Annotated in this window: 18 protein-coding genes, 1 tRNA gene and 2 pseudogenes; 11 read left to right on the top strand and 10 right to left on the bottom strand. The window is 65.0% G+C overall.

Going from position 1 to position 24612, the window contains the following annotated elements:
• Positions 1–148 precede the first annotated feature (148 nt).
• The 3 genes and pseudogenes from AC2W7L_RS08875 to AC2W7L_RS08865 all read right to left on the bottom strand — a co-directional run bounded on the left by AC2W7L_RS08875 (position 149) and on the right by AC2W7L_RS08865 (position 4992).
• Complete coding sequence (locus AC2W7L_RS08875) at positions 149–1321, bottom strand: acyl-CoA dehydrogenase family protein (protein ID WP_486004160.1); 1173 nt, start codon at positions 1319–1321, stop codon at positions 149–151.
• Positions 1322–1368: 47 nt separating this feature from the next.
• A pseudogene (locus AC2W7L_RS08870) lies at positions 1369–3361 on the bottom strand (acetyl/propionyl/methylcrotonyl-CoA carboxylase subunit alpha).
• A 17-nt stretch (positions 3362–3378) separates the two neighbouring features.
• Positions 3379–4992, bottom strand: a complete 1614-nt coding sequence (locus tag AC2W7L_RS08865; protein WP_486004159.1) for a carboxyl transferase domain-containing protein — start codon at positions 4990–4992, stop codon at positions 3379–3381.
• 134 nt (positions 4993–5126) lie between these two features.
• On the opposite strand from AC2W7L_RS08865, the gene AC2W7L_RS08860 reads away from it, so the two are divergent.
• Positions 5127–5753, top strand: a complete 627-nt coding sequence (locus tag AC2W7L_RS08860) for a TetR/AcrR family transcriptional regulator (protein ID WP_486004158.1) — start codon at positions 5127–5129, stop codon at positions 5751–5753.
• Positions 5754–5820: 67 nt separating this feature from the next.
• Here the strand turns inward: AC2W7L_RS08860 and AC2W7L_RS08855 are convergent, their stop codons facing one another.
• The 3 genes from AC2W7L_RS08855 to AC2W7L_RS08845 form a co-directional block, all read right to left on the bottom strand.
• A complete protein-coding gene (locus tag AC2W7L_RS08855) occupies positions 5821–6741 on the bottom strand; it encodes an NADP-dependent oxidoreductase (RefSeq protein ID WP_486004157.1) in 921 nt (306 codons plus the stop codon).
• Positions 6742–6876: 135 nt separating this feature from the next.
• On the bottom strand, positions 6877–9054 hold the full coding sequence (locus AC2W7L_RS08850) for a 3-hydroxyacyl-CoA dehydrogenase NAD-binding domain-containing protein (RefSeq protein ID WP_486004156.1): 2178 nt from the start codon (positions 9052–9054) through the stop codon (positions 6877–6879).
• Position 9055: 1 nt separating this feature from the next.
• Entirely contained in the window at positions 9056–10264 is a 1209-nt protein-coding gene (locus AC2W7L_RS08845; RefSeq protein ID WP_486004155.1) for an acetyl-CoA C-acetyltransferase, read from the bottom strand.
• A 305-nt stretch (positions 10265–10569) separates the two neighbouring features.
• Here AC2W7L_RS08845 and AC2W7L_RS08840 point away from each other — a divergent pair, with 305 nt between their 5' ends.
• From AC2W7L_RS08840 to AC2W7L_RS08820, 5 genes are all read left to right on the top strand, one after another.
• Positions 10570–11325, top strand: coding sequence for a hypothetical protein (locus AC2W7L_RS08840; RefSeq protein ID WP_486004154.1), 756 nt, complete (start codon positions 10570–10572; stop codon positions 11323–11325).
• 459 nt (positions 11326–11784) lie between these two features.
• Positions 11785–12516 carry an ATP-binding protein gene (locus AC2W7L_RS08835; RefSeq protein WP_486004153.1) on the top strand — a complete coding sequence of 244 codons (732 nt, stop codon included), beginning with the start codon at positions 11785–11787 and terminating at the stop codon, positions 12514–12516.
• Positions 12500–12712: a hypothetical protein gene (locus AC2W7L_RS08830; RefSeq protein WP_486004152.1), complete on the top strand. Its 213-nt coding sequence runs from the start codon at positions 12500–12502 to the stop codon at positions 12710–12712. Before AC2W7L_RS08835 ends, AC2W7L_RS08830 begins: the two co-directional genes overlap by 17 nt.
• A gap of 195 nt (positions 12713–12907) precedes the next feature.
• Positions 12908–13630: a hypothetical protein gene (locus AC2W7L_RS08825; RefSeq protein WP_486004151.1), complete on the top strand. Its 723-nt coding sequence runs from the start codon at positions 12908–12910 to the stop codon at positions 13628–13630.
• Between the two features lie 430 nt (positions 13631–14060).
• A complete protein-coding gene (locus AC2W7L_RS08820) occupies positions 14061–14375 on the top strand; it encodes a LuxR C-terminal-related transcriptional regulator (protein WP_486004150.1) in 315 nt (104 codons plus the stop codon).
• Between the two features lie 34 nt (positions 14376–14409).
• Here AC2W7L_RS08820 and AC2W7L_RS08815 read toward each other — a convergent pair.
• Positions 14410–14482: transfer RNA gene (locus AC2W7L_RS08815), tRNA-Thr, on the bottom strand.
• A gap of 210 nt (positions 14483–14692) precedes the next feature.
• On the opposite strand from AC2W7L_RS08815, the gene AC2W7L_RS08810 reads away from it, so the two are divergent.
• The 3 genes from AC2W7L_RS08810 to AC2W7L_RS08800 are packed head-to-tail and all read left to right on the top strand — an operon-like array spanning position 14693 to position 15808.
• Positions 14693–15001, top strand: a complete 309-nt coding sequence (locus AC2W7L_RS08810) for a hypothetical protein (RefSeq protein ID WP_486004149.1) — start codon at positions 14693–14695, stop codon at positions 14999–15001.
• A 1-nt stretch (position 15002) separates the two neighbouring features.
• Complete coding sequence (locus AC2W7L_RS08805) at positions 15003–15374, top strand: M20/M25/M40 family metallo-hydrolase (RefSeq protein ID WP_486004148.1); 372 nt, start codon at positions 15003–15005, stop codon at positions 15372–15374.
• Positions 15374–15808: a M20/M25/M40 family metallo-hydrolase gene (locus tag AC2W7L_RS08800; protein WP_486004147.1), complete on the top strand. Its 435-nt coding sequence runs from the start codon at positions 15374–15376 to the stop codon at positions 15806–15808. The genes AC2W7L_RS08805 and AC2W7L_RS08800 overlap by 1 nt, the downstream gene beginning before the upstream one ends.
• A 55-nt stretch (positions 15809–15863) precedes the next feature.
• Here AC2W7L_RS08800 and AC2W7L_RS08795 read toward each other — a convergent pair whose 3' ends face one another.
• Positions 15864–17021, bottom strand: a complete 1158-nt coding sequence (locus AC2W7L_RS08795; RefSeq protein ID WP_486004146.1) for a DNA polymerase III subunit delta' — start codon at positions 17019–17021, stop codon at positions 15864–15866.
• A 1-nt stretch (position 17022) separates the two neighbouring features.
• Positions 17023–19932, bottom strand: a complete 2910-nt coding sequence (tmk, locus tag AC2W7L_RS08790; RefSeq protein WP_486004213.1) for a dTMP kinase — start codon at positions 19930–19932, stop codon at positions 17023–17025.
• Positions 19933–20062: 130 nt separating this feature from the next.
• On the opposite strand from tmk, the gene AC2W7L_RS08785 reads away from it, so the two are divergent.
• Both AC2W7L_RS08785 and AC2W7L_RS08780 read left to right on the top strand, forming a co-directional pair.
• Positions 20063–20797: a lipoate--protein ligase family protein gene (locus AC2W7L_RS08785; RefSeq protein ID WP_486004212.1), complete on the top strand. Its 735-nt coding sequence runs from the start codon at positions 20063–20065 to the stop codon at positions 20795–20797.
• Between the two features lie 9 nt (positions 20798–20806).
• Entirely contained in the window at positions 20807–21301 is a 495-nt protein-coding gene (locus AC2W7L_RS08780) for a GNAT family N-acetyltransferase (protein WP_167194365.1), read from the top strand.
• 204 nt (positions 21302–21505) lie between these two features.
• On the opposite strand, the pseudogene topA reads toward AC2W7L_RS08780, so the two are convergent.
• Positions 21506–24368 (bottom strand): annotated as a pseudogene (topA, locus tag AC2W7L_RS08775) (type I DNA topoisomerase).
• Between the last annotated feature and the right edge of the window lie 244 nt (positions 24369–24612).

The raw sequence follows: 24612 nt of genomic DNA, 5'->3' as shown, positions 1-24612 counted from the left end.
TTATCGGACCAGAATATCGCCCGCCGAGCGCCCCGCACGTCCGTACGGAGGTGCGGGACCGCCTCGGCGGGCGATGTCGGCATCTGAACTTCGGCGGGTGACCGTCGGAAGGTCGGCACCCACACTCAAGTCAGGATGTGAACTGAGCTCAGAGCCCGAGTTCGCGGGCGATGAGCATGAGCTGGACCTCGGTGGTGCCTTCGCCGACTTCGAGGATCTTCGAGTCGCGGTAGTGGCGGGCGACGAGGTATTCGTTCATGAAGCCGTAGCCGCCGTGAATCTGCGTGGCGTCGCGCGCGTTGTCCATGGCTGCTTCGCCGGCGACCATCTTCGCGATCGCCGCTTCCTTTTTGAACGGCAGTCCGGCGAGCATCCGCGAGGCTGCGAGGTAGTACGCCGAACGGGCGGCGACAACGCGAGCTTCCATGCGGGCGATCTTGAACGAGATGCCCTGGAAGTCGGCGATCGGCTTGCCGAAGGCCTGACGTTCCTTCGCATACTTCACGGATTCGTCGACGCAGCCCTGGGCGGCACCGACGGACAGGGCGCCGACGGCGATGCGGCCTTCGTCGAGGATGCGCAGGAAGTTCGCGTAGCCGCGGCCGCGTTCGCCGAGGAGGTTCTCTTCGGGCACCTGCACGTTGTCGAAGGTGAGCGGGTGCGTGTCCGAGGAGTTCCAGCCGACCTTGTCATAAGCCGGTTCGGCGGTGAAGCCGGGAGTGCCGGTCGGGATCATGATCGTCGAGATCTCGGGCACCTCACGGCCGGACTTCGAGGTCCGGGTCCCGGTCACGGCGGTGGCGGTGACGAGCCGGGTGATGTCGGTGCCGGAGTTCGTGATGAAGCACTTGCTGCCGTTGATCGTCCAGGTGCCGTCCTCCAGGGTGGCCTTGGTCCGGGTGCCTCCGGCATCGGAGCCGGCTTCGGGTTCGGTCAGGCCGAAGGCGGCCAAGCCCGAGGCATCGGTGAGCTTGGGCAGCCATTCCCTCTTCTGCTCTTCGGTGCCGAAGCGATAGATCGGCATCGCACCGAGCGAGACTCCGGCTTCGAGGGTGATGGCCAGGGACTGGTTGACTCTGGCGAGTTCCTCGATGGCCAGGCACAGGGCGAAGTAGTCGCCGCCCATTCCGCCGTACTCTTCGTCGAAGGGCAGACCGAACAGGCCCATTTCGCCCATCTTCGCAACGAGGTCGTAGGCGAATTCGTGCTTGGCGTCGAGTTCGGCCGAGACGGGTGCGACCTCTTCGTCAGCGAACTTCGCGACACCCTGGCGCAGGTCTTCGTATTCTTCGGGCAGCATGCCCGGAACAAAGGTTTCCATTGTTTCCTCCCCGCTTGTGGCGTGGTTGTGGTGAAAGTGACTGGTGACTATTCGGTGGCGTCGGCGGCGGCTTCGTCGACGACTGTGGCGAGCACTTCGTCGAGGGCGACCTGGGCGCCTTCGACGGCGGTGACGGTGACGATTCCGGAAGCGGGCGCGGTGAGTACGTGTTCCATCTTCATCGCCTCGACGACGACAAGCGGATCACCTTGCTCGACCCGGTCTCCGGTCTCGACCTTGATGTCGACGACGGACCCGGGCATCGGTGCGAGCACCTCAGCGCCCTCGAGTCCCGGCGTCAGCGACGAGTCCGCCAGCGGCCGAGTGAAGACATGGATTCCGGAGTCCGTGCTCACCCAGATGCTGCGGTCGCGGGCGTCGGAGAAGATCCGGGCGGTGTGCTGGATCCCGTCGAGCGTGACGTGCCACAGACCGTCGGCATCGACATCGACGGCTCCTGCACGGACGTCGACCTCGCTGCTCTGCCCGCCGCCGGCCAGGGTGACCGTGGGACGGAAGTCCGGACGTGAGGTGCGCCAGGCGCTCGGTCCGGCCCACACCGAGGCGGTCGACCGATTCGCGGTCAGCTCGGCGTCCGTGACCGGTCCGGTCAGGGTCGTGCCTGCCGCTCCCCCGGTGACCGTGACGGCGGCGGCCGCCAGCTGCGCGTGGGGCTCACCGGCGCTGTGCTCCAGCTGATCCTCGCCGAGGTTGTCGATGAGTGAGGTGTCGAGATCACCGGCGACCACCTCGGGCAGGCTCATGAGGGTGCGCAGGAAGTCGATGTTCGTCACGATTCCCGGCACCGCCGAGGCGGCGAGCGCGGCATCGAGCCGCTTGAGCGCCGCTGCCCGATCGTCGGCGCGGACGATGAGCTTGGCGATCATCGGGTCGTAGTCCGAGGCGATGGTCTGCCCGGCTTCGAGCCCGGCGTCGACGCGGATGCCCTCTCCTTCGGGGAAGACGACGTCGAGGGCGCGACCGCCGGTGGGCAGGAATCCGCGCGAGGGGTCCTCGGCGTAGATTCTCGCTTCGATCGAGTGCCCGGTCAGTGTGATGTCGTCCTGGGTCAGCGGCAGCTCTTCGCCCGCGCCGACGCGCAGTTGGAGTTCGACGAGGTCGACTCCGGTGACCTCCTCGGTGACGGGGTGTTCGACCTGCAGTCGAGTGTTCATCTCCATGAAGAAGAACTCATCGGGACGGTCGGCGCGACGATGAATCGACGGTGCGCACGACGTAGCCGACGGATTTCGCGGTCTCGCAGGCGGCCTGGCCGATTCGGGCGCGGGTCTCTTCGTCCAGCAGCGCCGAGGGTGCTTCCTCGATGACCTTCTGGTGACGGCGCTGCAGGGAGCATTCGCGTTCGCCGAGGTGGATGACGTTGCCGTGAGAGTCGGCCATGATCTGGACTTCGATATGGCGCGGGGTGGCGACGAGGCGTTCGAGGAACAGGGTGTCGTCGCCGAAGGAGCTCGCGGCTTCGCGGCGGGCGGTCTGCAGCGCCTCCGCCAGCTTCTCGGGTTCGAAGACCGCGTGCATGCCTTTGCCTCCGCCGCCGGCGGAGGGCTTGATGAGCACGGGGAAGCCGATGTCGTCCGAGGCAGCGATGAGGGCCTCGTCGCTCATCGCGGCGTCCTTCGTACCGGGAACGAGAGGCACACCGCGCGAGGACACCGCCTGCTTCGCGGTGATCTTGTCGCCCATCGTCCGAATCGCCTCGGCTCCGGGGCCGAGGAAGACGATTCCGGCATCGGCGCAGGCGGCGGAGAATTCGGCGTTCTCCGACAGGAATCCGTAGCCGGGGTGGATGGCTTCGGCTCCCGTGGCCTGTGCTGCGGCGATGACCTTGTCGATGCGCAGGTAGGACTCTGAGGCGGCGGCGGGCCCCAGGTGGACCGCGGTGTCGGCGGCCTTGACGTGGGCCGCATGGGCGTCGGCATCGGAGTAGACGGCGACGGTGCGGATGCCGAGACGGCGGCAGGTGCGGATGACGCGCAGGGCGATCTCGCCGCGGTTGGCGATGAGGACTGTTGAGAACATTTTCGTCATGGAGGGGCTCACATTCTGAAGACGCCGTAGCCGCTGGCATTCAGCGGGCGTTCCATCGGTCCGAAACGGGCGAGTTCGAGGGCCAGCGCTAGTACCTGGCGGGTGTCACCGGGCTCGATGATTCCGTCATCCCACAGGCGAGCCGTCGAGTAGTACGGGTTGCCCTGGGCTTCGTACTGGTCGCGGATGGGCTGCTTGAAGGCGTCTTCGTCGGCAGCGCTCCACTCCTCGCCGCGGGCCTCGAGCTGGTCGCGCCTGACGGTGGAGAGCACGCTGGCGGCCTGTTCGCCGCCCATCACGGAGATGCGGGCATTGGGCCACATCCACAGGAACCGCGGGGAGTACGCGCGGCCGCACATCGAGTAGTTTCCGGCACCGAAGGAACCGCCGATGACGACGGTGAACTTGGGCACGCGGGCGGTGGCGACGGCGTTGACCATCTTCGCTCCGTGTTTGGCGATGCCGCCGGCTTCGTAGTCGCGGCCGACCATGAAGCCGGAGATGTTCTGCAGGAACACCAGGGGCACGCTGCGCTGGTCGCACAGCTCGATGAAGTGGGCACCTTTCTGCGCGGATTCGCCGAAGAGGATGCCGTTGTTGGCGATGATGCCGACGGGGTGCCCGTCGAGGTGGGCGAAGCCGGTGACGAGGCTCGTGCCGTATTCGGCTTTGAACTCGTGGAATTCGGATCCGTCGACGAGGCGGGCGATGACCTCGCGGACGTCATAGGGAGTGCGTGAGTCCACGGGTACGACGGAGGTCAGCTCCTCCGGCGAGTGTGCCGGCAGGCGGGATTCGATGACGTCCCAGTTCGGGGTGCTCTTCGGCCCGAGAGTCGAAACGATGTCCCGCATGATCTCCAGCGCATGGGGGTCATTGGCTGCGAGGTGGTCGGTGACGCCGGAGACGCGGGAATGCAGCGCTCCGCCGCCGAGCTCTTCCGCGGTGACTTCCTCACCCGTGGCGGCTTTGACCAGGGGCGGGCCGCCGAGGAAGATCGTCCCCTGCTCGGAGACGATGATCGATTCATCGGCCATGGCCGGGACGTAGGCGCCGCCGGCGGTGCAGGAGCCCATGACTGCGGCCAGCTGTGGGATGCCGGCCGCCGAGAGTGTGGCCTGGTTGTAGAAGATGCGGCCGAAGTGCTCTCGGTCGGGGAACACGTCGTCCTGGTTCGGCAGGTTCGCCCCACCGGAGTCGACGAGGTAGATGCACGGAAGGCTGTTCTCTTTGGCGACTTCCTGAGCCCGGAGGTGCTTCTTCACCGTCACCGGGTAGTAGGTGCCGCCCTTGACGGTGGCGTCATTGGCCACGATCACGCATTCGCGTCCGGCGACCCGACCGATGCCGGTGATCATTCCGGCTCCCGGGCTGGCGTCGTCGTACATGCCGCCCGCGGCCAGCGGAGAGAGCTCGAGGAAGGGAGTGCCAGGGTCGAGGAGATGTTCGACACGGTCACGGGGCAGCAGCTTTCCGCGATCGATATGGCGCTGTCTCGACTTCTCGGAACCGCCGCGGGCCGTTGCCGCGATGCGCTCCCGGAGTTCAGCGATGAGTTCGGCGTGGGCCTCGGAGTTGACCTGCCCCGTCGCCGGACTGACCGCAGTTCCCACTGCTCTCATTCCATCCTCATTTCAGTTAATAACTCTTAACTGACTGCTATGATACTGGTCACAGGCAGAACTGACAACGCACGAGTTCGACCCCACCGACGACTTCCGTAGCGGTGGAGATGAGGCTGAGGGAAGGAGGCCGCATGTCGGGTCCGGACACGGCCAGACCGACGGCGCGGGCAGCGGCGAAGGCGGCCCGACGCAAGCAGCTGCTCGCGGTCGCGAAGACGCTCTATGCCCGTCACGGCTTCCACGGGGTGCGCCTCGACGACCTGGGCAAGGGTGCGGGAATCTCGGCACCGGCGGTCTATCGGCACTTCTCGTCGAAGGAGGCCGTGCTCGAAGAGCTGCTCGTCGGCATCTCCGCCTATCTGCAGTCCGGGGGCGAGGAGATCGTCTCCGCCGCCCGGGACACCACCTCGGGGATCTCCCCCGCCGAGGCGGCCCGGACCCTGCGTCGTCTCATCGACTTCCACGTCGACTTCGCCATGAGCGAGCCCGAGCTCATCCGCATCCAGGACCGCGACCTCGATGCACTGCCGGACGAATCGCGGCGGACCGTGCGCCGTCTGCAGCGCGCCTATGTCAGCCGGTGGGCAGAGGTCGTCGAAGCCGCGCATCCGGCGTGGACGCTGGAGACGGCCACGGTGCGCGTGCACGCGACGTTCGGGATGATGAATTCGACCCCGCACCAGGCTCGCCGCTCCAGCGCCGAGGTGGTCGGGGTCGAATTGCGCGCCGCCGCAGCCGCGGCGCTGGGGCTCGACTGAACCTGATTGGATCAGCTGAGCCCCGCCTCGGCGATATGTCGATCACAGAGGACGGTCGCTGCGTCGGTCAGGGGACGATGACGAGTTTGCCGCGCACGTGGCCAGCGGCGCTGTCCTTGAACGCCTGGGGCACTTCGTCGAGTCCAAAGGTTCCGGCAACCTCGACGGTCAGCTTGCCTTCGTCGACGAGGAGACCGAGCCGGGCGGTCTCGGACCCGTCGGGACGTACCCAGATGTAGCGTCCGCCGTGTTCGGCGACGCTGGGATCGGCCACCGAGGCGTGCGCCCCGCCCTCGGCGAGCACGGCCAGGGTGTTGTCGAGGACTCCCCCGACGAAGTCCGCGACCCCGTCGACCTTGCCGTCGGCGACCTCGAGGACGCGCTCGACCAGACCGTTGCCGTAGGTCACGGGTTCGGCGCCGAGCCCACGCAGGTACTCGTGGTTGGCTTCAGAGGCGGTGCCGATGACGCGTGCTCCGGCGGCTCGGGCGATCTGCACGGCGAAGCTGCCCACTCCCCCGGATGCTCCGTGGATGAGCACGGTCCTGCCCTCGAGCTCCCCGAGGGACTCGAGGGTGCGCAGAGCGGTGCCGCCGGCCAGCGGCAGACCGCCGGCCTGTTCCCAGCTGAGGCTCTTCGGCTTCGGAGCCACCGCATGGACCGGGACCGCAACCTTCTCTGCGAAGGTTCCTCCGCCCAGCACGTCCTTACGGGCATAGGCGACGACTTCGTCCCCGATGGAGAATTCCGGGGTGTCGAATCCGAGACCGACGACGACTCCGGCGACATCCCATCCCGGGGTGACGGGAAACTGTGTGGGCATGACCGGGTCGAGGTGACCGCCGACGAGCTTCCAATCCACCGGGTTGACCCCTGCGGCTCTGACTTCGATGAGCACTGAGGCCGGCGGCACCTTCGGGTCGGGCAGCTCCCGGACCGTGATGTCGTCGAAGTTCTCGGTGTAGGCGTCATAGACGGCGGCACGCATAGCAATGGCCTTCCGGTAGATGTCAGTGACACTGAGTCATCAGTGTGCCTGGACAACACCGGAAGGCCATCTGGCTATTCCGGAGGTCGCCGCCTCGGCGATCGTCGAGGCGGGCCGACCTAGCTGACCTGCGACTTATTCGTAGGTCTTTCCGGTCTTCGCGCGCTCGACCAGCGAGGCCGGCGGGGTGAAGTGCTCTCCGTACTTCGCGGCCAGGTCGTTCGCCCGGTCGACGAAGCCGGCCAGTCCGCCTTCGTACTGGTTGACGTACTGGAGCACGCCGCCGGTCCACGCGGGGAATCCGATGCCGAAGATCGAACCGATGTTCGCGTCCGGCACCGAGGTGAGCACACCCTCGTCGAGGCATTTGATCGTCTCGATCGCCTCGGCGAAGAGCATCCGCTCCTGCAGATCGGCGAAGGGCTGATCGTTCGACCCGGACTCGTACTTCTCGCGCACACCCTGCCACAGCGTGGTGCGTTTGCCGTTCTCGTCGTAGTCGTAGAAGCCGGCGCCGTCCTTGCGTCCGGTCCGTCCCTGCTCGACCATCCAGTCGAAGACGGCTTCGGAGGGGTGGGCGATCCAGGTGCCGCCTGCGGCTTCGACCGCGTCGCGGGTCTCCTTGTTGATCTTCTGCGACAGGGTCAACGTCAGTTCGTCGAGCAGCTGCAGGGCACCGGTGGGGTATCCGGCCTGCAGTGCCGCCTGTTCCACGCTGGCCGGCTCCACGCCTTCACCGACGGCGGCGACCGCCTCGGCGATGAAGGTGCCGATGACGCGGGAGGTGAAGAATCCGCGCGAGTCGTTGACGACGATCGGAGTCTTCCGGATCTGCTGCACGAGGTCGAAGGTGCGGGCCAGGACCTCGTCGGAGGTGTTCTCACCGCAGATGATCTCGACCAGCGGCATCTTGTCGGCCGGCGAGAAGAAGTGGACGCCGATGAAGTCCTTGTCGCGGGTGACGCCCTTAGCCAGGTCGGTGATCGGCAGAGTCGAGGTGTTCGAACCGAGGACCGCATCGGGCTCGACGATGTCCTGGATCTCCTGGAACACCTTCTGCTTGAGATCGACGGATTCGAAGACCGCCTCGATGACGAAGTCGACACCGGCGAAATCCTCGGCCGAGGCACTCGGTGTGATCCGGTCGAGGACGGCCTGCGATTTCACCTCGGTGGTCCTGCCCTTGGCCAGGGCCGATTCTTCACGCTTGGCGGCGTAGGCCTTGCCCTTCTCCGCATTGGCGAGCTCGACGTCCTTGAGGACGACCTCGATACCCGACTTCGCAGCGCTGTAGGCGATCGCGGCACCCATCATTCCGGCACCGATCACGCCGAGCTTCTTCACCTGGCGGGGTTCGAAGCCGTCAGGGCGCGAGCCGCCGGAGTTGATGTGGCCGAGGTCGAAGAAGAACGCCTTGATCATGTTCTTCGCCACCGGAGTATGGGTGACGTTGACGAAGTAGCGGGACTCGACCGTCAGCGCGGTGTCGATGTCGACCAGGGCGCCTTCGACGGCCGCTGCGACCACGGCTCGCGGAGCCGGCATCGGTGCACCCTTGCCCTGCTTGCGCAGCAGGGACGGCAGAGCGGGAAGCATCGCGCCGATCTTCGGCGAGGACGGCGAGCCACCCGGGATCTTGAAGCCCTTGACGTCCCACGGCTGCACAGCCTCGGGGTTGGCTTTGATCCAGGCCTTGGCCTTGGACTCGAGTTCGGCCGCAGGAGCGAGTTCGTCGATGAAGCCGAGCGCCTGGGCATCGGCGGCCTTGAACTTCGTCGACGGCAGGATGGCCTTCTGCAGCGCGGTCTGGATGCCGAGCATGCGCACCGACCGGGCGACTCCGCCCCCTCCTGGCAGCAGGCCGAGGGAGACCTCGGGGAAGCCGAAGCGGGCGCTCGGGTTGTCGTCGGCCGCGATCCGATGGTGGGCGGCCAGAGCGAGCTCGAGTCCGCCGCCCAGGGCCGCACCTCCGAGCGCGGCGACAACGGGTTTGCCGAAGGTCTCGAGTCGGCGCAGCACCTTCTTGAGGTGCTCGACAGCCTCGAATTCCTCTGCGGCATTGGCCGGGTCGGCTTCACGCAGCTTGTTGAGGTTGCCACCGGCGAAGAAGGTCTTCTTCGGGGAGGTGAGGACGACACCGGTGATGTCGTCGACATTGGCTTCGAGCCATTCCACGGTCGCCTCGAGGGCGGCCGCGAAGTAGTCGTTCATGGTGTTGACCTTGGCGCCGGGCTCGTCGATGACGACGGTGACGATGCCATCGGCATCGGTGTTGCGCTGGTAGTCGGCAGCTGTGGTTTCAGTGTTCGTCATGTCAGACCCTTTCGATGATCGTCGCGATGCCCATGCCTGCGCCGATGCACAGGGTGACGAGTCCACGCTTGAGGTCGCGGCGCTCGAGTTCGTCGAGGACAGTGCCCAGAATCATGGCGCCGGTGGCGCCCAGCGGGTGGCCCATGGCGATGGCTCCGCCGTTGACGTTGACTTTGTCGTGGGGGATGTTGAGATCCTTCATCCACTTGAGCACGACGGCGGCGAATGCCTCGTTGAGTTCGAACAGATCGATGTCATCGACGGTCATGCCGGCTTTGTCGAGGGCCTTCTTCGTCGCCGGAGTCGGACCGGTGAGCATGATCGTGGGTTCCGAGCCGGTGACCGCGGTGGAGACGATGCGGGCACGGGGCTTCATTCCCATCTTCTGGCCGACCTCCTCATCGCCGAGGATGGCAAGCGCTGCGCCGTCGACGATTCCGGAGGAGTTCGCGGCGGTGTGGACGTGGTCGATGGCTTCGATCCAGTGGTACTTCTGCAGAGCCACCTCGTCGAATCCGGTCTGTGCGGCGAGCTTGGCGAAGGCTGGGGGCAGCTGCGACAGCGATTCGACGGTCGATCCGGGACGCATGTGCTCATCGCGGTCGAGCACGGTGATGCCGTTGATGTCCTTGACCGGGATGATCGAATTTTCGAAGAGGCTGTTCTCCCAGGCCACAGCGGCGCGCTTCTGCGATTCGGCGGCGAAGGCGTCCACGTCTGCACGGGTGAAGCCCTCTGTGGTGGCGATGAGGTCGGCACCGATTCCCTGGGGCACGAAGTACGTGTCATAGTTCGTCGTCGGATCCTGCGCCCAGGCTCCGCCGTCGGATCCCAGCGGCACACGGGACATCGATTCGACGCCACCGGCGAGGACGAGGTTCTCGAATCCGGAGCCGACCTTCTGGGCGGCGATGTTGACGGCTTCGAGCCCGGAGGCGCAGAAGCGGTTGACCTGAACGCCGGCGACGGACTCGTCGAGGCCGGCGGCGATCGCGGCGACACGGGCGATGTCGCTGCCCTGTTCGCCGACTGGCGAGACGACGCCGAGGACGATGTCGTCGATCTGGGAGTCGTCGAGGTCCGGATTGCGCTCGCGTACGGCGTCGATGAGGCCGGTGACGAGATCGATGGGCTTGACGCTGTGCAGCGCCCCGCCGCGGTTCTTACCGCGTGGGGTGCGCACTGCGTCATAGATGAACGCTTCGCTCATGTGTTCCTCACAGTCTGAGGGCCGTGCACGAGGTCTCGGCAGAGACCCCGGCGAACGGCCCGATGTTGGGTTCCTGTGTCAGCTTCACGATCGTCGACAGCTCAGGCCCGGAGCGGGTCCGCTCGATCGGAAATTCAGCTGACTGATCAATCGTTCAGTGGTGTGCGTCTCCATTGTCTATCAGTTTCCGGTGATGAGCAACACACCTCAGCCGGGCCCGACACGTCGAGGATCAGCCCGGAAGAACCCAGAACAAGTAGAGTCATCACCGGAGAGTACTCATCATTGAGCAGCAGAGGATTCACTTGGTTTCATTGCGTCGTTCTCGGGCATTCACAGCAGTGGCTGCGGGGGCCACCCTCATCGGCCTGTCTGCCTGCGGCGGAGGATCGTCGACCTCCACCGACGGCGGGAAATCAGATCCGATTGAAGTCGTCTCCCACCCCGACCACGAGGGCGAGCCGATCGATCTGGACCTTCCCGCCCACTCCTCGGGCGCTTTTGAGTTCGACAAGTGGCCTTCGGCCTGCGAACTCACGGATGAAGAGACGGTCAAGGCCGTACTCCCCGGCGCGGCGGAAATCGGGCAGAAGCCCACCCCGACGACCATGACGGTCATCTCCATCGGTGCCGGCGGCGGCAATGAGGAGAACACCATCCCGGAAGGCATGTGCCTGACCAGTACCGGCTTCGACGCCGAGGGACTTCGCCTGGACGACGGCAACGTGGTCGTCAACTTCACCACCCGAATCCTGCAAGCCGGCGAGGCGGACTACATCAAGAAGAACGGCGAACTGCCGCAAGGCAAGGAGATCGATCTCGGGGAGGCCACGTGCGTGCAGGCGCAGCAGACCATTACGTGTGCCTTGGAGAACATCGTGTTCGAGATGAACATCGACGCACGACCCTACGAACAGTACGGCCATCCTGAAGGCAGCCTCTACAAGGTCGATGGCAAAGAGATCAACTACTCCGGCAATACCGAGGGCTTCATGAAGATGAGCAAGGAGAAGATCCTCACACCCCTCGCTGAGATCGCGGTCGATCGACTCTCTTCCTGAGTCCGGCTGCCCGCACGAGGGCAGGCCCTTGGCGCTGGCCCTGGGGGCAGGTCTGCTCGCTGGCCCCATCGCGGTCGGACCCCGGGCAGACCCCGCTTCTGCCGGCGGCGACACCACACCGCATTTCTCGGGCCCACGTCGACAGAAACTGCCATGTCGGGGCGGGTCCGACGATTTCCGTGGTTCAGATCCCGCAAATTCCACAGTTTCTCGAAACAATTCAATGACTGAAACATTTCCTCGTCAGAATCCGCGATCGGTTCTGCAGCATCATCTGCAGTTTCCACCCCGGGAACACACCAGTCCCCTATCCGCAGACGACTCCCCTGATGCGCACCTCACCCACTGCGCATGCATCCCCCGCTCTCCGCCCATCCCAGGCCGATCCCGAGTCTGGTGCGTTGCCCGCTTCGCACGGCGGTCAGTGGAGCAGGCAATACCGAGAAGCGAGTACTTTCGATGATCAAGAACCTACGCGAGCACGAGCTCAGCGAACTGCTGAACGTCACCAGAGGGGCCGGATCCGACACCGTCGTCGTCACCGGCCCTGCAGGTTCGGGACGAACCGCTCTCCTCTCCTCTGTCGCAGGGGCAACCACCATTTCGACAAGCATCGTCCGGGCCAATCCGACAGAGAAGGACTGGCGGTTCTCCGGACTCTCCGCCTTCCTCGCGGCCGTCGATGATGCTGTCGGAACGAGCCTGCGGTCGCTGGTCACGCTGTCCGCCGACGAACGATCGGCCTTCGCCGTCGCAGAGGATCTCGATGCTTCTCTGCGGACGAGGACTTTCGATGCGTTCGCAGTCATCGTCGATGACGCCGATCTGATGGACCCGACCAGTCTCGAGGTGATCGGGTTTCTGCTTCGGCGTCGCAGCATCAAGAATCTCCGTGCGATCCTCGCGGTCCAGTCGATCGGCGGCTCCGGGCCCCTGAGCAGCTTCACGAGGGTCGGTCGTCCTCAGTCCGCTCAAGGTCGAATCGCTCATCGAACTGGGCCTGTCCTCGACCTCGCCTCTGGCGTGGAAGAGCGTCCTCGAAATCGCCGCCAGATGGAGCGCAGGCAATCCGAGGTCATTCGAATCGCTGCTCTCAGCAATTCGTCCCGGAGCGTTGTACGAGAACGAAGCGCTCACTCTTCCCCTCAGACCCGGAACGGAACTGCAGGAGACAGTGCGTCACTCCTTTGAGAGCTGTTCGACACAGATGGTGGATGCGCTAAAAGTCATCTCGTGCGGTGGCCACATACCCGCCCACATCGTCGAGCAGATCGCGCAGGTCGACGACCTCACCGACGACGAGGCCGTGCTGCGCGCGTGGCACGCCAGCTTCACCGCACTCGACGCCGAGACCGTCGCCGACTTGTTCGCGTGCGCGACAGAATGAGTCCGAGACGGTCGAATACTCCACGGCATGGAATTCTCCGAGTGAGCGCTGCTCCTCACAGACGGCCCCGCCCCGGAGTCGGCGGTCGAAGAGCTGACCGCAGAGCTCATGTCACAGTGCCAGTACACGCTCGCCCGCAGATACCTCCGGTTCCTCCAGGGACGAAAGGGCACCGATGAGGTCAGACCGTCGGTGTTGAGGCTGCGAATCCTCATCGACTATGCCGAGTTGAGCATCATCAAAGATCAGCATGTGCCGCGAGTCGTCGAACGCAACGCAGCGACGTCGCTGGAGGCCTGCCCATATCTGCTGGCCAGCACCGTCTTCTGCTATCTCCAGCAATGGGACATGGAAAGTGCTCGAACGACAGCGAGTCGGATATCAACACTGCTCGGCAGTGAGGCCGAGCTGGCTCAGGTCGTCGAATCGGTCATCGGTCTCTTCGACGTGGCGCTCAACGGCCGAAGTCTTCCCTCTGCCGAGGAACTCGAGGCCATCGGCGACCGCATTCGGCAGTGCTTCGCTGTCGAATTCTCATGGATCGTCTTCGCCCCGACGCTGTCGTTGGCGGACCGGTTCGACGACGCTCGCGCAGTGCTGAGCAACTTCTTCGACCAGTCATCGCATCTCACCCCGCTGTGGGCGAGAATCTCCAGGGTCGTGGCATTCATCAATGAGTCCCGCGCCGGCAACTACCACCGCGTTCGCGAACTGGACGAACTGCTCACCGCCAGCAACGACCATCACGAGAGTGTGTCGGTCAACGATCATCTTCGGAATGCGATGATGGCCGTCCTCGACGGCCGTTCGGACCTCGCTCACAGCGCGGTCCGCGACGCGCGCCGACTCACGGCACAGGGGTCGAGTCGGTTGCTGAGATGCAAACTCGCGACGATCGAGGCACGCACAGCGATGTAGGAAGGTGACTTCGCTTCTGCGAACAGGCACTTCGCCCGCTGTCACCGCCTGTCGACGTGGCTGCCCAGCCCTCACCTCCTGCGGTATCTCGACGACTTCATCGAATCACTCGTCTATGTCGGCGACATCTCCAAAGCCAAGCGGATCCTCGCCGAGTTGGAACAGGCCCAACGTGATATTCCGACGACTTGGACGTCATCGGCGGCAGCGCGCAGCAGACCGCTGCTCATGTCCGGCGATGAGGCTTGGAGGGAGTTCTCCCGACTCCTCGATGCGTGGACGAGTCCGGAGCTCAAATATGTGCGCGGTCGGACGTTTCTGGCCTATGCCCATAAGCTCAAGGAACTCGGCTATGACGCCGACAGCGAAGAAATGAAGGCAATCGGCAGGTCCCGTCCTCACCGACATCGGATTCGGAGACGCTCGAGTCGTGGGAGAAACCCACGCCGAGTCGTCGGGATCGATCACAGATTCCCTCAATGACAAAGAACTTCCGGTCGTCGAACTGCTCACTCAGGGATACAAGAACCATGTCATCGCCCATGAGCTCTTCGTCTCCGTGCGGACAGTGGAACTGAGACACGAATATCTACCGCAAAGTCGGAGTGAAGTCCCGATTCGAGTTGCGGGCCCTCGACCAGGAGAACAAAGCGAACTCCGACGGCGACTGAGGCGCAGCACTGGCGGCTGCGGCTCCAGACCCGAAGAGCCAGTTGACAGTTCCGCCACGAGAAAGCCCCTCTGATCATCAATTCTGCTGATCAGAGGGGCTGTTGCCGAGCCGCCTGCGGGAATCGAACCCGCGACCTATTCATTACGAGTGAATCGCTCTGCCGACTGAGCTAAGGCGGCAACCGAACCAACTTTAGCCAACTTCTCTGCCAGTGGTCAAAACGAATAATCCCTTCCTGGGCGGTTCCGACCGAGAGCTTCGTCACCCCCTCTCTGACAGGTGACAGCCGAGTACCTGGCCCACTCGAGAGCGGGTGCCGGCAGGTCACGACCCGGCACCCGCTAACCTTGAAAGGACAGTTGGTCCATATCCGAGAGGGAGAGACATCCATGACAGAGTTCGACTCCGACGACTTCATGAGCGACTTCCAAGCGCTCATCGAATGCGAGTCGTTCTCCAACGACCTCTCCTCACTGGCCCGCAGCGCCCGGCTCGTCTCGCGCATCGGCACCGGGATGCTCGGTGCCGCGCCTCAGATTATCGAGACCGACGGTCACCCGCACGTGCTATGGCGATTCGGCACCAGCCCCCGCAAGATCGTGCTCATCGGCCACCATGACACCGTCTGGCCCACCGGCACTCTCACCGACTTCCCGTACTCGGTCAAGGACGGGGTGTCCGCGGACCGGCGCCGATGACATGAAGGGCGGACTGCTCATCGCGATCTACGCCTTGGCGAAGGTCCGTGCCGAACTCGGCAGCCTCGATGGTGTCAGCCTCCTCATCACCGCCGATGAGGAACTCGGCTCCCCGGGCTCTCGGCAGATCATCGAAAACGAAGCCCGCGGGGCGAAGGCCGCTCTCGTGTTCGAAAGCGGCGCCGCGCACGGTGCCGTCAAGATCGCGCGCAAGGGAGTGGCGATCTACCAGCTTGAAGTCACCGGTCTGGCATCGCATGCCGGAGTCGAACCGGAGAAGGGCATCAACGCCACCATCGAAGTGGCCAACCAGGTCATCGAGATCGCCGGCCTCCATAAACCTGCGGTCGGAACCTCTGTCGTCCCGACGTGATGACCAGCGGATCGACCACGAACACCGTGCCAGCCAAAGCCGTCGTCGGAATCGACTCCAGAGCTGCCTCGGCGGATGAACAGGTGCGCATCGACGATGCTCTGCGCGCACTGACGCCCACCGTGGCCGGTGCGAAGATCGAACTCAAGGGCGGAATCAACCGTGCTCCGCTCGAAGAGGACATGGCGATGGGCCTCTACGCCCGCGCCCAACGGCTGGCCGGACGACTTGGGCATCCCCCGCTGCGGTCCGTCGCCGTCGGCGGAGGGTCTGACGGCAACTTCACCGCCGGAGTCGGCACTCCGACCCTTGACGGTCTCGGCACCGTCGGTGGAGGCTCCCACGCCCGCACCGAACATGCCCTGCAGATCTGGATTCCCCGCCGCATCGAACTCACCGCGGCACTCGTCACAGAGCTCCTCAGCGAGAGCTGAGGGGCCGACTACTCCCCCGGCGCTTCTCGACGCCGTCGATTCAGGGCCCCGGAACTCAGATCGCGCCGGTGCGGTCTTCCTGCAGCCAGGGGTTCGACAGCAGCACGAAGGCTGCTTCGACGATGAGCACCGGCGACATGTTCGTCTGCAGACGCTGGCGAGCCTCGGTGATGGCGTCGATGCGCAGCAGCGTGGTGTCGGGACCATCCCGGTTCGCCTGTTCGGCGATGAGATCGACTTCGCCGGCGTTGATCCACCCGTCACGGATCCCCAGCTGGTACATGAGGATGTCGCGGTAGAGGCTCATGAGTTCGAGGAAGATCCGGTCGAGCTCATCGTTGCGGGCCCGCACCGAGCGGCGCTTCTGCTCCTCCTCGAGCTTCCTGATCTGCGCTCTGGCCGACGGCGGAATCGTCTTCTCCCCTTCGACACCCAAGGTGGTCAGCAGCTGAGTCCGCTCGGCGGCGTTGCGCTCTTCGACTCGTGACTTCGCGGTTTCGGCAGCGGCATCGACGATGCGGCCGGCCAAACGGATCGTCGCCCCCACGGAGGTGAGTTTGCCGGGGATCGCGAGAATCTGTTTACGTTCGGCATCAGCCGATTCGTTGAGTGCGAGGTATTTCGCGCGCCCGATGTGGTTCTGGGCCACTGCGGCAGCCCAGTGTGCGCGATCTTCCGAGACGTTGTCGCGCTGCATCAGCAGCTGTGCCACGGCATCCCGAGAGGGGATGCGCAGTCGCACAGGACGACACCGCGACCGGATGGTGGTGAGCACATCGATCGGACTCGGCGCGCACAGCAGCCACACGGTTCCCGGAGGCGGCTCTTCGATGGCTTTGAGCAGCACGTTCGCTGTGCGTTCCATCATCCGGTCGGCATCTTCGATGATGACGACGCGCCATTTCGAGTTCACGGGCGACGCCTGTGCCTTGGACACGAGTTCACGGACCTCTTCGATCGATATGACCGATTTCTGCGTCGACATGATCGTCAGGGACTCGTGATGACCCGACAGCACTCGGGCGGTCACGTCATTCGATTCAGTGCCCCCGGAGATGAGCGCGGCGGCGAAGGCGCGTGCCGCATTCGATCGGCCCGACCCGGGCGGTCCGGTGAACAGCCACGCATGGGTCATCGCCGCCGGGTTGTCGAGCGCATAGCCGAGCTGGGTGATGACGTCATCCTGGCCGACGAGTTCGTCGAAGACGCTCACTTCAGGAATCCTCCCGGTTGGTGAAGCGACGGTTGCTGCGTTCGCGCTGCTGGCGCAAGCGCTCCCGAGCCTGCCGTTCGATCTCGGCCTGAGCCTGCAGTCGTTCACGGCTCATCTCGCGGGCGGTGCGGGCTGGCAGAACCGTGGTTTCCGCGTCCCCGCCGTCGACCGAGTCGCCTGCTGCGTCATCCGTTCCGGTTTCGGCAGGTGGATCGGCACGGTGGACAACGCGAGTTTCGGCGTCTTCGGGGCCGACGCGGTTGACGATCCGAGTCTCAGCATTCTCGTCCGTGGCGATTCGGTCCGTCGGCACCCCATCGGCCTCGTCGCTGTCGTCGACGAGCGCCTCCGAGGCGGTCCCGCTGGCCGGCAGCACCGTGGTCGCCGCGTCCTCGTCGGAACGGTTCGGGGCCTCATCTGAACGATGCGAGCCCTTCGGTTCCAAGAAGGACGGAAGTTCCTCCTCGTCGCCTTCCGAATCCCGGTCCGCATTCTCATCCGCGGATGCCGGGGATGCGGAAGCGGCGGAGCGTTCCACATTCGCCGAGGCGGCCGGATCCTCCCGCAGATCGGCCCCGAGGTCGACGCGTTCGGTGGGAACCGCACCGGAGATCTCGGCCTCGGCGTCGGTGATCGCAGAGGGAACGAACCGATCGCTGGAGGCCGGGACGAAGCGCGGTCCGCGTTCGTGCACCGCATCGTCGATATCGTCGGGGTCTGTTGCATCAGCGGCTGCTTCGCCTATTGCTTCGCTGCCATCGACGGCGTCGTCTTCAGTCTCGCGGGCATCGACCGAGTCTGCAGAGCTGTCGCCGGAGTGGGCGTCGTCGGAACCGTCGTCTGCCTCGGCCGTGCCGTCGTCGGGCACGGTCCCGGCGGCTACGGCAGCGATCGGCACGGAACTGCGTTCCGGACCGTTGTCGGCCTCAGCCGTCGACGTTGAGGCGGGGGCCGCCTCGGTGCCGGTGTCGCGTTTGACCAGCGTCTGCGGAAGGCGGGCGCGGATGGCTGCGAGGATCCGTTCGGTGAGCTCATCGGCGTCGACCGAAGCGTCGAGGACGACGTACCGGTCGAGTTCCTTGTGGGCACGGGACAGGTAGGTCTGGCGCACCCGCTGGTGGAACTGCTGGTTCTCCTGGTCGAGGTAGTTGCTGTCGCCGCGCTTGCCCATCCGCTCGGCGGCGACCTCGGGTTCGATGTCGAGGACGATCGTCAGGTTCGGCACGAGCCCCTGGGTGGCCCACCGGCTGAGCGCGAGGATCGTCTTCTCGTCGAAGCTGCGGCCGGCCGACTGGTAGGCGATCGTCGAATCGATGTATCGGTCGGTGATGACGATGTTTCCGGCATCGAGGCTGGGGTCGACCAGGGATGCCACATGGTGGGCACGATCAGCGGCGAAGAGCAGGGCTTCGGTGCGCGGGCTCGGCGGGTCGGAGTCGAAGAGAACAGAACGGATCTTCGTGCCCAGTTCGGTGCCGCCGGGTTCGCGAGTGGCCTCCACGTGATAGCCGTCATCGGCCAGGGCGGCGGAGATGCGTTTGATCTGCGTGGTCTTGCCCGAACCGTCTCCGCCTTCGATGGCGATGAAGAACCCGGCGCCGAGGCGCTCAGCCGAGTTTCCGAGCCCGCCTGCCGCGGTCTCGGGCTGGCTGGGCGGACGGAATCCGTGGACGATGTCGACGGACAGACCCTGCAGCTTGTGGGGGTCGAACGTGAAGAGTCCGATGACTCCGGCGACGAGAGCGGCGATGCCGAAGATGAGGAACGCGACGTCGCTGGGGGCCAGAACCCAGTCCGGGCTCGAACCGACTTCGACCGTGCCGCCGAGGTCGAGTGCGTTGATCACCAAGGCCAGGCCGGCACCGGCGACGGCACCGTAGCGGCGGGAGAAGTCATAGGGCTGAGCGCGCACGCCGATGCCGACGAGGAACGCGATCGCGGCCGAGAGCACGACCTTGCCGGAGAGTTCGTTGATGCTTCCGGTGGCCAGCAGCAGCACACCGGAGACGAGCAGACCGAAGGTGGACACGCGCGGACGGGACATTCCGGGAGCGAAGGTCGGACCCATCTCGAATCCGATTGCCCATCCGACGAGACAGCAGGCGATGATGACCGCGAAACCGGCCTGACCATAGCCGTGGCCGATCGCCGTCGGCTGAGCGAGCATGAAGGTGGCGCCGAGGACGGCGAAGAGGCCGATGCACACCCACGGATTCGAAATCGATTCGGCGGGGCGGGCGACCCGGGCCTTGTGTTCAGGGAATTGCCCGGTCGTCGCGGACTCCGCGTGCAGGGCGCGTTCGGGGGTGAGGAAGATGATCACGGAACCGGTGGCCATGCCGATGCCCACCAGCAGTGACACCCATCCGAGCGCCTGGGTTCCCGCAGCGGAGCCGCCGAGGATCTGGAAAGCGCAGGAGACGAACACGAGGACGGCCGCGGGAATGCCGACACGACGCCACGGCTTCTCATGTCTGAACGGGTTGATGCTCATGAGCAGTCCCACCACGGCGCCGAGGAACAGGGCCGCGACCCAGGTCAGCCAGGCACTGGGAGCGAGGCTGAGGACGACGAGGACCGCGGCTTCGATGATCGCGGTGATCGACAGAGCGGTCTTGCGCACCGCCGGAGGTCGTGAGGCGAAGACCTTGGAGGGGATGAAGAGGCCGGCGCAGGAGAGGGCGAAGACGATGAGCAGCGACAGGCTGCCCATCTGGTTGTCGAATCCTCCGGCGCTCAGCGACTCCCCCATGGCGGTGAAGGCGCGTCCGCCCACCGTCGCGACGAGTCCGCTGGTTCCTGCCACGACATAGCTGATCGCGACAAGAACGATCAGTGCACCCCAGGCGGCGGTCTCGGTGACCAGGCGGCCGGGAGCTCCGGGCAGTCGGTGTCCTGTAGTCGTCAACATGCTCACAGCCCTACACTATCTGCCCGAACTGACATATCTCTTGGAAACGAGTGCGATCTGCGACAACCCGAGCCCGGTCAGAGCCTGCCGATCCTCTACCCTTGAACTCGTGCACACAGACAGACTGGCGATGACCACGGTGGCCGCAGACGGTTTGGGACCGGTGGAAGAACTCGCGTTCGCCCGCGTCCTCCTCGATTCGGTCAAGGCCGGACGTCGCGGGGCGACTCTGCGGATGTACCGACCGGCTCCGACCCTGGCGTTCGGTGCTCGGGATCGTTTCCTGCCCGGCTTCGCCACCGCCATCGAAGCGGCCCGGGACCACGGTTTCACACCTGCTCTGCGCAGCCTCGGCGGGCGTGCGGCTGCCTACCATCCGGGATCTCTGGTCATCGATCACATCGAACCGAGTGATTCGTTCATCACGAACACCACCGCGCGATTCACCGGTTTCGGTGAGGACTATGTCGAGGTGCTGCGGGGGCTGGGCGTCGATGCCCGCCTCGGCGAGATTCCCGGCGAATACTGTCCGGGTGAGCACAGCGTCAACGTGGCCGGTCGGATCAAGGCGATCGGCACCGCCCAGCGTGTGGTCTCCGGGGCGTGGCTGTTCTCGTCGTCCGTCGTCGTCGAGGATCCGGATCCGATCCGCGCCGTCCTCACCGATGTCGAAGCCGCCCTCGGAATCGATTGGGATCCGTCCACGGGCGGATCGATCAGCGAGATCCATCCCGAGGTGACGATCGATTCCGTCGCCGAGGCGTTCGCCGCCTACTATTCCGACGCGAATCCGCATACGCCCCTGTCCCCCACCGCCGAGGAGCTGGCCGAGGTGGCCGCCCACGCGGACAAACACCGACTCTGAGGACACACCATGACCGTCACCATTCGTGAAGCAGAGCCGACCGACCTGCCCGACATCCTGCGCCTCGTCCACGCACTGGCCGTCTACGAGAAGGAACCGGACGCGGTCGAGGCCACCGAGGCGGATTTCGCCGCGGTGATGTTCCCCGACGGGGGTCAAGCGAACACGTTCGGCCTCGTGGCCGAATCCGGCGGCGAAGTCATCGGCATTGCGATCTGGTTCCATTCGTTCTCCACCTGGACTGGCAGGAACGGCATCTGGCTCGAGGACCTCTTCGTCGCGCCCGAACATCGCGGTTCGGGAGCCGGGAAGGCGCTGCTCGGTCGGCTGGCGCAGATCTGCCAGGAGCGTGGACTGACTCGGCTCGAATGGTGCGTGCTCAAATGGAACACACCGTCGATCGGTTTCTACGAATCGCTGGGAGCGAAGCCGCAGGACGAGTGGGAGACCTATCGCCTCGACGGCCAGGCGCTCACCGACTTCGCGGAGTCATCGCGCGGCTGACCTCGTCCGTGAGGCTGCTGGAGTACGCGGCCGGTCCATGCAGACCGTGATTGTTGGGTCGATCCACGGTGGAATCGGTCTTGAAATCACCGTGGATCGACCCAACAATCACAGGCCACGGGGAGAAGAGACGACTTTCGCCCTCTGCCTGATGCTTCAGACAGAGGGCGAAAAGTGAATGCTGCGGGCTCGGCAGCCGTCGACTCAGGGGGTCTTCGGCTTGGCCGTGCTCGTCTTCTTCGCGGCGGTGGTCTTCGTCCCTGTCGATTTCGACGCTGACGACTTGGCAGCCGTCGTCTTCTTCGCAGCGGTGGTCTTCGTCCCTGTCGACTTCGATGCCGTCGACTTGGCGGCCGTCGTCTTCTTCGCAGCAGTCGTCTTGGCTGCCGTCGTCTTCTTCGCGGCCGTCTTCTTGGCGGGGGCCTTCTTCGCCGGAGCCTTCTTCTTCGCCGGTCCCTTCGCGCGCTTCTCTGCGAGCAGAGTCGCCGCACGTTCGAGGGTCACGGCTTCGACGGAGTCGTCCTTGCGCAGAGTCGCATTCGTCTCACCATGGTGACATACGGCCCGAAACGGCCGTCCTTGACGACGACGGGCTTCTTCGTCTCCGGATCCTCGCCGAGTTCCTTCAGCGGTGCCGCGGCACGACGACCGCCGCGCTGCTTCGGCTCGGCATAGATCTTCAGCGCCTCCTCGAGGGTGATGTTGAAGATCTGCTCCTCATCCGTCAGGGAACGGGAGTCCGTGCCCTTCTTCAGGTACGGTCCGTAGCGGCCGTTCTGCGCGGTGATGTCCGTGCCCTCTTCGTCCTGACCGACCACTCGGGGAAGGCTGAGCAGCTTGAGCGCGGTCTCGAGGTCGATCGAGTTCAGATCCATCGACTTGAACAGGGAACCGGTGCGCGGCTTCGGCTTCTTGGCCCCACGCTTCGGCTTCTCCTCAGGTTCGGGCAGCACCTCGGAGACATAGGGTCCGAAACGACCGTTCTTCGCCACGATGGTGTGTCCGGTCTCCGGATCGACACCGAGCTCACGGTCGCCGTCGCCCTGGGATTCGATGAGTTCGGCCGCCTTCGCCGCTGTCAGCTCATCGGGTGCCAGATCGTCGGGGACGGAGACCCGCTTCGGGTCCTCGCCTTCCTTCTCCGAGGCGACCTCAAGGTAGGGACCGTAGCGACCGACGCGCAGGTTGACACCCTCGCTGATGGCGACGGTGTTGACCTCACGGGCATCGATATCGCCGAGGTCGTCGACGATTGCTTTGAGTCCCTCTCGGTCCTGACCCTTGTCGCCGAAGTAGAACCCGGCCAGCCAGTCGTTGCGATCCTCTTCGCCCATCGCGATCCGGTCGAGTTCGGATTCGAGGTCGGCGGTGAACGCGTAGTCGACGAGTCCGGTGAAGTGCTCCTCGAGCAGGCGCACGACGGAGAACGCCAACCAGCTGGGCACCAGTGCGTTGCCGCGAGTGGTCACATAGCCGCGGTCCTGGATGACTGAGATCGTCGCCGCATAGGTCGAGGGACGGCCGATGCCGAGCTCCTCGAGCTGTTTGACGAGGCTGGCCTCAGTGAAACGCGGCGGCGGAGCGGTCGTGTGTCCGTCGGCTTCGGCCTTGACGACCGACAGCGCCTGGCCCTCTTCGACCTGCGGCAGCCGCGACTCCCCGGACTTCGTGTCGTAGCGGGACGCGTCCTGGCCCTCTTCATAGGCGGCGAGGAACCCGCGGAAGGTGATGACGGTGCCGCTGGCGCTGAATCCGGCCTCATGACCATCGGCGAGAGCTGCACTGACCTTGATGGTCGCGGTCTTGCCCTTCGCATCGGCCATCTGGCTGGCGACGGTGCGCTTCCAGATGAGGTCGTAGAGGCGGAACTCATCGCCGTTGAGCTGTTTGGACACCTGCGCCGGGGTGCGGAAGGAGTCACCGGCAGGGCGGATCGCCTCGTGGGCCTCCTGTGCCGATTTCTGCTTGCTCGCGTACTGGCGCGGTGACTGCGGAACGAATTCGGGGCCGTAGAGTTCGGTCACCTGCTTGCGGGCGGCGGCGATGGCCTGACCCGACAGCGCCGAGGAGTCGGTACGCATATAGGTGATGTAGCCGTGCTCGTACAGCGACTGGGCGGTGCGCATCGCCTGACGAGCGCTCATGCGCAGTTTGCGTCCGGCCTCCTGCTGCAGGGTCGAGGTCGTGAACGGCGCGGCCGGGCGGCGGGAGTACGGCTTCGACTCGACCGCGGTCACCGTCAGCGCATCCTTCGCACTGCCGTTGAGCTCTGTGGCCAGAGACTCCGCGCGTACCTGGTCGACGACCGTCGCCGAGGAGTTCTTCAGCTCACCCTTGTCGTTGAAGTCACGACCGGTGGCCACCCGCGACCCGTCGAGGGTGGTGAGGTTCGCGGCGAACGGGTTCGTCCCGTCCGGCAGACCGAGATCGATGTCGAGGTCCCAGTAGTCGGCTGGCACGAAGGCCATGCGTTCGCGTTCGCGTTCGACGACGAGCCTGGTGGCCACGGACTGGACGCGTCCGGCCGAGAGCCCTGCACGGATCTTGCGCCACAGCACGGGTGAGACCTCGTAGCCGTAGAGACGGTCGAGGATGCGGCGGGTCTCCTGCGCATCGACGAGCGAGGTGTCGATATCGCGGGTGTTCTCCAGGGCACGTTCGATCGCTTCGGGCGTGATCTCGTGGAAGACCATGCGCTTGACCGGGATCTTCGGTTTGAGGACTTCGAGCAGATGCCAGGCGATGGCCTCTCCCTCGCGGTCCTCATCCGTTGCCAGATAGAGTTCGTCGGCGTCCTTGAGCAGACGCTTGAGTTCGGTGACCTTCTTCTTCTTGCCCGGATCGATCGGTAGTAGGGGTCGAAGTTGTTGTCGACGTCGACAGCGAACTTTCCGTACGGCCCCTTCTTCATATCGGCGGGCAGCTCCGAGGGGGTGGGCAGGTCGCGGATATGACCGACGGAGGCCTCGACGTCATAACCGTCGCCGAGGTATCCCACAATCGTTCGCGCCTTCGTCGGAGACTCGACGATGACGAGGCGACGGGGCTTCTTCTCGGTTGCGGTCACGCTTTCACATTCCTCTCACGGCATCAGCTGCCCACTGCAACGGACGATCCGGCCCAATGTAACACTGTTGAACGGACACGTTCCTCATCGGCCCTCAACCCACGGAAGCTGTCCGGACCTCGTCCGGTTTCGGCTCGGACACGGGGTCAACGGTTTCCGATCCTATCCCTATTCCCCGTCGCGAGCTCAGCGCGACGATCGCACGAGGCGACATTGGTCCGCCCGGCAGCGCACCATGGGCCGA

It is taken from the genome of Brevibacterium sp. LAARM3_SD1, from assembly GCF_057364765.1.
The sequence above is the reverse complement of the archived record's forward strand: the minus strand, read 5'-3'. Positions and strand labels throughout refer to the sequence as shown.